8 protein-coding genes are annotated in these 8,550 nt (G+C 68.4%); 6 read left to right on the top strand and 2 right to left on the bottom strand.

Going from position 1 to position 8,550, the window contains the following annotated elements:
- Nucleotides 1-54: 54 nt before the first annotated feature.
- Together AC5YGJ_RS10380 and AC5YGJ_RS10375 are read right to left on the bottom strand one after the other, a co-directional pair.
- A complete protein-coding gene (locus tag AC5YGJ_RS10380; protein ID WP_496186486.1) occupies nucleotides 55-828 on the bottom strand; it encodes a TatD family hydrolase in 774 nt (257 codons plus the stop codon).
- Nucleotides 825-1,040, bottom strand: coding sequence for a DUF6116 family protein (locus AC5YGJ_RS10375; protein ID WP_107230912.1), 216 nt, complete (start codon nucleotides 1,038-1,040; stop codon nucleotides 825-827). Before AC5YGJ_RS10375 ends, AC5YGJ_RS10380 begins: the two co-directional genes overlap by 4 nt.
- A gap of 163 nt (nucleotides 1,041-1,203) precedes the next feature.
- Between AC5YGJ_RS10375 and AC5YGJ_RS10370 the strand changes: the two genes are divergently transcribed.
- The 6 genes from AC5YGJ_RS10370 to AC5YGJ_RS10345 all read left to right on the top strand — a co-directional run bounded on the left by AC5YGJ_RS10370 (nucleotide 1,204) and on the right by AC5YGJ_RS10345 (nucleotide 8,432).
- Nucleotides 1,204-2,046, top strand: a complete 843-nt coding sequence (locus tag AC5YGJ_RS10370; protein WP_279920363.1) for a glycine zipper 2TM domain-containing protein — start codon at nucleotides 1,204-1,206, stop codon at nucleotides 2,044-2,046.
- Nucleotides 2,047-2,171: 125 nt separating this feature from the next.
- Complete coding sequence (locus AC5YGJ_RS10365) at nucleotides 2,172-2,714, top strand: GNAT family N-acetyltransferase (RefSeq protein ID WP_249843526.1); 543 nt, start codon at nucleotides 2,172-2,174, stop codon at nucleotides 2,712-2,714.
- A 130-nt stretch (nucleotides 2,715-2,844) separates the two neighbouring features.
- Entirely contained in the window at nucleotides 2,845-3,501 is a 657-nt protein-coding gene (locus AC5YGJ_RS10360) for a glutathione S-transferase family protein (RefSeq protein WP_496186485.1), read from the top strand.
- Between the two features lie 77 nt (nucleotides 3,502-3,578).
- The gene (locus AC5YGJ_RS10355; protein WP_496186484.1) at nucleotides 3,579-5,858 is read left to right on the top strand and encodes a transketolase C-terminal domain-containing protein; all 2,280 of its coding nucleotides are present in this window, start codon (nucleotides 3,579-3,581) and stop codon (nucleotides 5,856-5,858) included.
- 3 nt (nucleotides 5,859-5,861) lie between these two features.
- Nucleotides 5,862-7,805, top strand: coding sequence for an asparagine synthase (glutamine-hydrolyzing) (gene asnB / locus AC5YGJ_RS10350; RefSeq protein ID WP_496186483.1), 1,944 nt, complete (start codon nucleotides 5,862-5,864; stop codon nucleotides 7,803-7,805).
- Nucleotides 7,806-7,871: 66 nt separating this feature from the next.
- A complete protein-coding gene (locus tag AC5YGJ_RS10345; protein WP_249843529.1) occupies nucleotides 7,872-8,432 on the top strand; it encodes an NADPH-dependent FMN reductase in 561 nt (186 codons plus the stop codon).
- The last annotated feature ends 118 nt before the right edge of the window (nucleotides 8,433-8,550 follow it).

Raw genomic sequence — 8,550 nt, 5'->3', positions numbered from 1 at the left:
GCATCGGGTCCATCGCAGTGGCTGCAGAATGCCGACCAAGGTCGGCACCCACCGTTACATTGCCGGCAGCGCGAACAGCCGCCGCGCATTCTCCGTTGTGGCCTGCGCCACCGCCTCCAGTTCCATCCCACGCAGCTCGGCCACGTGGCCGGCGATGACCGCCAGCCGCGCAGGCTCGTTGCGCTGGCCACGGATGCCGGCGTCGGGCTGGTCCGGCGCATCGGTTTCCAGCAGCAGCTGTTCCAGCGGCATCTCCCGCACCAGCCGCTGCAGCCGTTGCGCGCGTTCGTAGGTCAACGGGCCGCCCAGGCCGAGCAGGAAGCCCTGCCGGTGCAGCTGTGCGGCCTGTTCCGGGCTGCCGGAAAAGCTGTGCACCACGCCGCGCAGGCCGCCGATGCGGCGGATCGCCGCGATTACCGCATCCACCGCGCGGCGCGCGTGCACGATCACCGGCAGGTCGAATTCACGGGCCAGTTCCAGCTGGCCGAAGAAGTAGGCCTGCTGGGTGTCCGCATCCAGTCCCTCAACGAAGAAGTCCAGCCCGCACTCGCCGATCGCACAGGGGCGCTCGCGCTCGATCCATGCGCGCAGCAGCGGCAGATGCTCGGGCCGGTGCGCCGCCAGAAACATCGGATGCAGGCCATAGGCCGGGTACAGCCCCGGCGCCCGTGTGCAGACCTCGCGCAGCTTCGGCCAGCTTGCGGCGGTGACTGCCGGCACCACCTGGACATGGACGCCGGCCGCCTGCGCGCGCGCGATCACGGCCGCGCGGTCAGGGTCGAACTCACTGGCATCGAGGTGGCAATGGCTGTCGACCAGCACGCTCAACGCTGTTCCAGGGGCGGCGGCGTCGCGGTGTTGCGGCTTTTCCAGTTGGCCAGCAGCAGCGTTCCGAACCCCAGCACCAGTTCGTCCACGAACGGAATCGGGTCGGGGATGAACAGGGTCAGCACGAACAGGCCGGCGGTCAGCTTGAACAGGGTGGGGTAGCGCAGCCGGCGGGCCCATTGCAGAACCGGCAGCAGCATCGGGTTGGCCATGGCGGCAATCCTCGTGGGGAATATGCAAACGCTACCACGGGCCCAGCATTTCCCGATGCTGAATGGGTTACAGGAATGAGCAGGAAATGTGGAGATTCCGTTCAGGCAGTGCATGCTGCAATCTGCGTCGAGAACGTTGCGGATGGTCCGCAAGGAGCAGGTCATGAAAAGTACAACAACAACTGTCCTGGTCGCAGCGGGCGCGCTGCTGGTCGGTGGCATCGCCACCGCTGCCTTCATGAAGAGCGGCGGTTCGTCGCCCGATTCCATCAGCGCCGGAACCCCCAACGGCGAATCGCGCCTGGCCAGTGGCAACGCCAGCGACGACGGTGCCCGTGGTGACATGCTCGACCCGTCCGCGCCGCGTGGGCTGGAATATGCCGACGTGCTGAAGGTCGACCCGATCACCGAGAAGCAGAAGGCCTACGCCACCGTGATCGGCACCGATCCGGTGCGTGAGACCTCCACCACCCAGACCCCGCACGAAGTCTGCGAAGACGTGACCGTGCAGGAACGCCTGCCTGAGCGCGACGGTAATGTCGGCGGCACCGTGGTCGGCGCGGTGGTCGGTGGCCTGCTCGGCAACCAGGTGGGCGGCGGCAACGGCAAGAAGGCCGCCACCGCAGCCGGTGCAGTGGCCGGTGGCCTGATCGGCAACCAGATCGACAAGCGTCATGTCGGTGGCCGCGTGGTCAACCGCACCGAGCGCCAGTGCCACACCGAGACCGCGACCTCCGAGTCGAGCCGCGTCACCGGCTACAACGTGACCTACCGCAATGAGGATGGCACCACCGGCACGATGCGCATGGCCAGCAAGCCGGGCACCCGCATTGCCATGGGTACCAACGATGTGGTGAAGGGTTACAACGTGACCTACCGCTATGACGGCGCAGAGAAGACCGTGCGCCTGGACAACAAGCCGGCCAGCGATCGCCTGCCGGTGGTCGACGGCCAGCTGGTCACGCAGACCGCTGCCGCCGGTGCGACCGCCGCTACGCGCCAGTAATTCCGGCGCAGCGTGCAGTACCGAATGGGCCGGCACATGCCGGCCCGTTTCGTTGTGCGCGCCGGCATTCATCCCTGTGGCGGCGGAATCCACCATCATGGTGGCCCCTTCGACATGGAGTCGGCATGAGCATCTTCGACCTGCGCCTGGAAACCGAGCGGCTGATCCTGCGCCCACTGCTGCGCGAGGACTACGAACCCTACCTGGCGTTTTGTGCCGACGAGGAAACGATGCGCACCCTGGGCGGGGTGCAGCCGCCATCGGTGGCCTGGCGCGGTTTCTGCAGCCTGGCCGGTGCCTGGCAGCTGTTCGGCTTCTCGATGTTCAGCGTTATCGAGAAATCCAGTGGCCAATGGATCGGGCGGATGGGCCCCTGGCAGCCGCAGGACTGGCCGGGCACCGAGGTAGGTTGGGGCATCCGCCGTGCCAGCTGGGGCCGGGGCTATGCGCCGGAAGCGGCGGTCGCCGCCATCGACTGGGCCTTCGATACGCTGGGCTGGGACGAGGTGATCCATACCATCGCCGAGAACAACGAGAACTCGCGGGCGGTGGCGCGCAAGCTGGGCAGCACGCTGCTGCGCATGGGGGAGTTGCCGCCGCCGTACAACGACAAGCCGATGCAGATCTGGGGCCAGTCGCGCGAGCAATGGCGACAACGCGTGCGCTGAGCGTTGCCCGGTAGTGCCGGCCGCTGGCCGGCACTACCGTTTTGCCATGCTGCACCCGCGCTTGGCATTCACCGGCACGCTTGCCAGACTGCGTGCAGCCGGCCGCCGGCCGGATCCGATGGAGCAGGCAATGGTGGAAGAGCGCGTCCCGTTGACGGTGCATGGCATGTCGGTCTCGGGCAATTGCCACAAGGTCCGACTGCTGCTGGAGCAGCTGGGCAGCCGCTACCGCTGGGTGGAGGTCGACAGCGCCCACGGGCAGACCCACACCGCCGAGTTCCTGGCACTGAATCCCAATGCCAAGGTGCCGCTGATCGTCCGCGACGACGGCCGCGTGCTGACCGAATCCAATGCAATCCTGTTCTGGCTGGCCGAAGGCACGCCGTATCTGCCGGTGGATGGCTGGGAGCGTGCGCAAGCGCTGAGCTGGATGTTCTTCGAGCAGTACACGCATGAGCCCTGCGTGGCCGTGGCGCGCTTCATCCGTGGCTGGACCGCAGCCGATTCGCCGCGCCGTGCCGAGCTGCCGCGCCTGCATGAACGCGCCGCCAGCGCGCTGGCGGTGATGGAGCAGCACCTGCGCCAGGCGCCGTGGTTCACCGGCAACGGCTACGGTATCGCCGACATTGCCCTGTTCGCCTACACCGATGTGGCGCACGAGGGCGGCATCAGCCTGGAGCCGTTCCCGGAAGTGCGCGCCTGGTTGCAGCGCGTACGTGCGCAGCCCCGCTTCCTGCCGATGCCGGCGGTGACCGCCGAGGTGCGCGCACGCTTCGAGGCGGCGTGATTCTTTCTGAGGTGAACCCCACACGTTAGCGCCGGGCCATGCCCGGCGGAAAGCAACAACGACACGGAGGGTGTGCGATGTTCGCTGTGGTTCCCGATCCGATTCCCGCACGCATGCGCGTGCTCAACCGCGCCGATGTGTGCGATGTCAATTTCCTCGAGGCGGTGCGCGGTTGGCGCGGCAGCCCGCGTCCACGCCCGGCGCCGGATGCACCGATCCTGCCGGGCAGCACGCTCACCGCCGCGGCCTTCGATGAACTGTTCGATTCGCAGCTGGCCAGCCGCCAGCTGGACCTGATGGCACGCGTACTGCGCGTGCAGAACAAGGTCTTCTACACCATCGGTTCGTCCGGCCATGAAGGCAACGCGCTGCTGGCGCGGGCCTGCCGGCACACCGACCCTGCGTTCCTGCACTATCGCTCCGGCGCCTTCATGGCCGAGCGCTCGCGGCAGGTACCAGGCATCGATCCGCTGCGCGATGCCGCCCTGTCGTTCGCCGCCAGTGCCGAGGATCCGGCCAGCGGTGGCCGCCACAAGGTGTGGGGCAGCAAGCCGTTGTGGGTACTGCCACAGACCTCGACCATCGCCTCGCACCTGCCCAAAGCGCTGGGTACCGCGCTGGCCATCGAGAGCGGCAAGCGGCTGGGCCAGGACCTGCCGATTCCCGCCGACAGCATCGTGCTGTGTTCGTTCGGCGATGCCTCGGCCAACCACGCAACCGCGCAGACCGCCTTCAACACGGCCATGTGGTCGGCCTACCAGAAATTGCCGGCGCCGATCCTGTTCGTCTGCGAAGACAATGGCCTGGGCATCTCGGTGAAGACGCCTGAAGGCTGGATCGCCGAACGTTTCAGCCGGCAGCCGGGGCTGGACTATTTCTTCGCCGACGGTCTGGACCTGGCCACCGGCCATGCCCAGGTGCAGGCGGCGGTGGAGCATTGCCGGCGCACCCGGCGGCCGACCTTCCTGCATCTGCGCACCACGCGCCTGATGGGCCACGCCGGTACCGATTTCGAGGTGGAATGGCGCGCGCTGCCGGAACTGTGCGCGGCCGAGGCGAGTGACCCCCTGCTGCGCTCGGCGCAGATCGCGCTGGAGTCGGGCTGGATGGATGCGGCGGCGATCGAGGTCGCATACGAAACGATGCGCGCGCGCTGCATGGCCGCCGCGGCTGACGCCGAAGGTAGCGCCACGCTGCAATCGCTGCAGGAGGTGATGGCCCCGCTGGCGCCGTACACGCCGGCAGCAGTGCAGGCCGAGGCGCAGCGGGCGGTGCCGGCGGCAACGCGCGAGGCACTGTATGGCGACGCCGGGGCCCTGCCCGAGCGGCAGGCACCGCGGCACCTGGCGATCCAGATCAACCATGGCCTGCAGGAACTGTTGGCCAAGTACCCGCAGAGCCTGCTGTTCGGCGAGGACGTGGCGCAGAAGGGCGGCGTCTACACCGTCAGCAAGGATCTGCTGCGCCGCTTCGGCCCGCGCCGGGTGTTCAACACGCTGCTGGATGAAACCATGATCCTGGGCATGGCGCAGGGCCTGGCCAACATGGGCATGCTGCCGATTCCGGAGATCCAGTACCTGGCGTACCTGCACAACGCCATCGACCAGCTGCGTGGCGAGGCGTGTTCGCTGCAGTTCTTTTCCAATGACCAGTACCGCAACCCGATGCTGGTGCGGGTGGCGGGACTGGGCTACCAGAAGGGCTTCGGCGGCCACTTCCACAATGACAATTCGATCACCGCGCTGCGCGACATTCCGGGGCTGGTGGTCGGCTGCCCGTCGCGCGGCGATGACGCGGTGATGATGTTGCGCACGCTGGCGGCGATGGCGCGGGTGGATGGGCGGGTGGCGGTGCTGCTGGAGCCGATCGCGCTGTACATGAGCAAGGACCTGCATGATGCCGGTGATGGCCAGTGGCTGTTCGACTACCCGGCGCAGGGGCAGGCGCTGGTGCCGGGCGAGGGGCGGGTCTATGCCCCCGAGGCGGACGACCTGGTGGTCTACACCTATGGCAACGGCGTGCCGATGGCGCTGCGGGCGGCGCGGGCAATCGAGCAGCAGCTGGGCTGGCAGGTCAGGGTGGTGGATCTGCGCTGGCTGGTACCGCTGGATGCCGGCTTCATCGCCGGCCAGGCGGCCAGCGCACGGCGGGTACTGGTGCTGGACGAGGGCCGCCATAGCGGCGGGGTGGGCGAAGGCGTGGTCACCGCCCTGGTCGAAGCCGGGTTCGGCCATCTGCCGCTGCGCCGGGTCTGTGGCGCCGATACCTATACCCCGCTGGCAGGGGCAGCAATGTTCGGGCTTCCAAGCGACAATGCGGTGATTGGCGCCGCCCTCGACCTGGCGCAGGAACCCTGATGCATGTGTGGATTGGCGGGAATGTTGTTGCCGGCGCCGATGGCGTCGGCCGAGGCGCTGCAGGCGCAGGTGCTGGCCATGGGCCAGGCGCTGCACCATCGCGGGCCGGATGATGGCGGCAGCTGGGTCGATGCCGGGTCCGGCATCGCGCTGGCGCATCGCCGCCTGAGCATCCTCGATCTGTCCCCGCTGGGCCACCAGCCGATGGCCTCGGCCGATGGCCGCTACGTGATGGCCTACAACGGCGAGGTCTACAACTTCGCGGCGCTGCGCGCCGAGCTGGAGCCGCTGGGGCATGGCTTCCGTGGCCATTCCGATACCGAAGTGCTGCTGGCGGCGATCCTGCAGTGGGGTGTGGAAGAGACCCTGCAGCGCTGCAACGGCATGTTTGCCATCGCGCTGTGGGACCGTCAGCAGCAGTGCCTGTGGCTGGCCCGCGACCGCGTCGGCAAGAAGCCGCTGTACTACGGCTGGGCCGGTGACACGCTGGTGTTCGGTTCGGAACTGAAGGCGCTGTGGCAGCACCCGGCCTTCGACAACGATATCGACCGCGACGCACTGACCCTGCTGCTGCGCCTGGACTACATTCCGGCGCCGCACAGCATCCACCAGCGCTGCTACAAGCTGATGCCCGGCCGCGTGCTGCGTCTGGACGCGGCGATGGTTGCTGCCGGTGCGGCCGCGCATCGCCCGGAGCAGGCGCAACGCCCGTACTGGGATGCGCGTGCACGCATGCAGGCGGCACTGGCCGCGCCGTTCCAGGGCCGCATCGAGGAGGCCGAGGAACAGCTGGACACGCTGCTGCGCGATGCGGTGGCGCTGCGCATGGTGGCTGATGTACCGGTCGGTGTGTTCCTGTCCGGCGGCACCGATTCGTCGCTGGTGGCCGCGCTGATGCAGGCGCAGAGCGGGCAGCCGGTGCACAGCTTCAGCATCGGCTTCAGCGATTCGAGCCATGACGAGGCGCCCTTGGCCAGGGAACTGGCGGCGCAGCTGGGCTGCGACCACACCGAGCTGTATGTCAGCGGCGCCGACGCGCTGGCGGTGGTACCGCAGCTGCCGGCGATGTTCGATGAGCCCTTCGCCGATGCCTCGCAGGTACCGACCGCGCTGGTCGCCCGGCTGGCGCGGCAGGGCGTGACCGTGGCGCTGTCCGGCGACGGCGGCGATGAACTGTTCTTCGGTTACACGCGCTACGTGCGCGCGCTGCGCAACTGGCAGATGCTCGGCCGCGTGCCCGGCCCGTTGCGGCGCTGGATGGGCGCACGTTCGCAGCAGCAGGGCGAGGCCTCGCGCACCGGTGGGTTGGCGGCACTGCTGGCCGAGACCGGCGCGCGTGGCATCGGCGACGTCTACCGCAACCGCATTTCGCGCTGGCGCGATCCGGCTGCCGCAGTGCCCGGCGCGCAGGCCGCGGGCAGCTTCTATGACCTGGCCGATCCCCTGCACGGCGCCGGCACCCCGGCCGATGCGATGATGCTGGCCGATTTCGTGAGCTATCTGCCCGACGATCTGCTGTGCAAGGTCGACCGCACTTCGATGGCGGTCAGCCTGGAGGCGCGGGCACCATTGCTGGACTGGCGCGTGGCCGAGTTCGCCTGGTCGCTGCCGCTGGGCTTCAAGCGCAGCGAAACCACCAGCAAGGTGCTGCTCAAGCGCGTGCTGGGCCGCTACGTGCCGCAGTCGATGGTGCATCGACCCAAGCGTGGCTTCGGCGCACCGGTCAGCGATTGGTTGAAGGGCGACCTACGGCCGTGGGCCGACGATCTGCTGCAGCCCGCGCGCCTGGAACGTGAAGGCGTGTTGTCGGCTGCGGCGGTGCAACCGCTGTGGCATCAGTTCCTGGGCGGGCAGCGCAAGTGGCACACCCATCTGTGGAACGTGCTGATGTTCCAGGCCTGGCAGGCGCATTGGCGGCAGGTGCGGGCCGGCGTGACCGGCGGCTGATCTTCACCGGCCTGCACGGGCCCGGCCACTAGGCTGGGTCTCCCGCACCGTGAGGAGTATGTCCCGATGTCCGTCCCCACCATTGCCGTGCTCGTCGGCAGCCTGCGCAAGGACTCCTGCAACCGCAAGCTGGCCCATGCGCTGGAGAAGATCGCCGGTGACCGCGCGCGCTTCCAGTACGTGCAGATCGGCGACCTGCCGCTGTACGACCAGGATTTCGATGGCCACTATCCGCCGCAGGGCACCCGGTTGAAGGATCAGGTGCGCGCGGCCGATGCGGTGCTGTTCGTCACACCCGAGTACAACCGCTCGGTGCCGGGGGTGCTGAAGAACGCCATCGATATCGGCTCGCGCCCCTATGGTGACAGTGCCTTCGCCGGCAAGCCGGCGGCGGTGATCGGCGCCTCGATCGGCCAGATCGGCACCGCCGTGGCCCAGCAGCACCTGCGCAACAGCCTGGCGTTCCTGGACATGCATGTGCTCGGCCAGCCGGAGGCGTTCATCCACTTCAAGGACGGCCTGATCGATACCGATGGCACGATCCACAACGAAGGCACGCAGAAATTCCTGCAGGGCTACGTGGACCGGTTCCTGGCGCTGATCGCGGTGCACGTGAAGGGTGATTGAGGCCGGCGGGGTCAGAGCCCTCTGCGTTGCAGAGGGATCCGCCCCCAGCCACGCCCCCAGCCACGCCCGGGGTCGGACCCCGGCGCGCAGCGGCGGGCTCTGCCCCCACATCCCCCTG

This window comes from Stenotrophomonas sp. CS3K5 (assembly GCF_059515225.1).
The sequence above is the reverse complement of the archived record's forward strand: the minus strand, read 5'-3'. Positions and strand labels throughout refer to the sequence as shown.

Excerpts from the sequence above, each read along its gene's own strand:
- AC5YGJ_RS10375 (WP_107230912.1), bottom strand. The coding sequence starts at position 1,040 with ATGGCCAACCCGATGCTGCTGCCGGTTCTGCAATGGGCCCGCCGGCTG.
- AC5YGJ_RS10370 (WP_279920363.1), top strand. The coding sequence starts at position 1,204 with ATGAAAAGTACAACAACAACTGTCCTGGTCGCAGCGGGCGCGCTGCTG.
- AC5YGJ_RS10365 (WP_249843526.1), top strand. The coding sequence starts at position 2,172 with ATGAGCATCTTCGACCTGCGCCTGGAAACCGAGCGGCTGATCCTGCGC.
- AC5YGJ_RS10360 (WP_496186485.1), top strand. The coding sequence starts at position 2,845 with ATGGTGGAAGAGCGCGTCCCGTTGACGGTGCATGGCATGTCGGTCTCG.
- AC5YGJ_RS10355 (WP_496186484.1), top strand. The coding sequence starts at position 3,579 with ATGTTCGCTGTGGTTCCCGATCCGATTCCCGCACGCATGCGCGTGCTC.
- asnB (WP_496186483.1), top strand. The coding sequence starts at position 5,862 with ATGTGTGGATTGGCGGGAATGTTGTTGCCGGCGCCGATGGCGTCGGCC.
- AC5YGJ_RS10345 (WP_249843529.1), top strand. The coding sequence starts at position 7,872 with ATGTCCGTCCCCACCATTGCCGTGCTCGTCGGCAGCCTGCGCAAGGAC.